Source organism: Bradyrhizobium sp. BRP19, from assembly GCF_020194195.1.
GTDB lineage: Bacteria > Pseudomonadota > Alphaproteobacteria > Rhizobiales > Xanthobacteraceae > Bradyrhizobium > Bradyrhizobium yuanmingense.
Genome location: NZ_JADYVZ010000078.1, coordinates 1 through 1,179, shown reverse-complemented (window position 1 = coordinate 1,179; position 1,179 = coordinate 1). Strand labels below are relative to the sequence as shown.

At 61.2% G+C, this 1,179-nt stretch carries 1 protein-coding gene; it reads left to right on the top strand.

Going from position 1 to position 1,179, the window contains the following annotated elements; translation table 11 throughout:
• Nucleotides 1-215: 215 nt before the first annotated feature.
• Complete coding sequence (locus I6F36_RS38560; RefSeq protein ID WP_225131589.1) at nt 216-1,169, top strand: IS110 family transposase; 954 nt, start codon at nt 216-218, stop codon at nt 1,167-1,169.
• Nucleotides 1,170-1,179 lie beyond the last annotated feature (10 nt).

The window sequence follows — 1,179 nt, the reverse complement described above, 5'->3', positions numbered from 1 at the left end:
CCCACCCTTGTAATAGCGCAATCGGATATTGATTGGGGTGTTCCGAGAGGAATGGCCTGCCGGGGCTGCAACCCCGGCAGGCCGCTGGCGATCGGATCGAGCCCACCCAGAGCAGTTTGTGGCTGCCCGGTAGCGTGATCGCGTCAGCACCTTCATCGGACCCGGATGGTTGCCGGAACAATCTGGTTCGCTTCACAAGGCAGGGGTCGGCGAAGATGACGAAGACTACCACGATTGCGGCCGGTATCGATACGGCCAAAGACAAGCTGGACGTTGCGGTTTGCGGACAGGTTCTGCGTTTGCAGGTCGCAAACTCAATGCGGGGCTGGAAGCAACTACGCTCAGAGCTGACAAAAGCGGGCGTCGAACGCGTCGGAATCGAGGCGACCGGTGGTTACGAGCGTGGTGTGGTCAACCACCTGCGGGCAGCGGGTTTTGTTGTTTTGGTTCTCCAACCAATCCAGGTGCGGGCTTTTGCGCGCCTGCACCGCCAGAGAGCCAAGAATGATGCTCTCGATGCGGCCTTGATTGCCGCTTGTGCGGCTGCAATCGAACCGCATGAGATTGCGCCAGATCCGCGACTGACTGCGCTTGCCGATGCCCTCACCTTCGTCGAACAGATCGAGGAGGATATCGCTCGCTTCAAGACCAGGCTCGAGCACATCGGTGAACCACGCCTTAAACGAATGGTTCTCGCCGACATTGCGCGGCTCAAGGTACGAAGACTCGCGCAGCTGCGCCTCATCGCCAAGCAATTGCGCGCTCACCACGATCTCGCTGTTCGATTTGATCTCGTGCTTAGCGTTCCAGGCATTGGCGAACGCACCGCGCTGGCCCTGATCATCCGGATGCCGGAGCTCGGCCAGATCAGCCGAGAGCAGGCATCGGCACTCGCCGGCCTGGCTCCTTTCGATGACGACAGCGGAAAACACCGGGGCCAGCGCCATATCGCCGGCGGCCGGGGCCGCCTTCGGCGCTCCCTCTACGCCGCGGCGCTCCCAGCAGCCTTTCGTTGGAATAAGGCGCTGATCGGCCTCTACAGCCGCCTGACAGCCGCAGGAAAAGCGCACAGCGTCGCCCTGATCGCTTGCGCCAGGAAGCTCCTTATCTACGCCAACACCGTTGTTGCCCGAGGTACGCCCTGGCGTGAAAATACCGCCGCAACTTAATGGTTGCTAC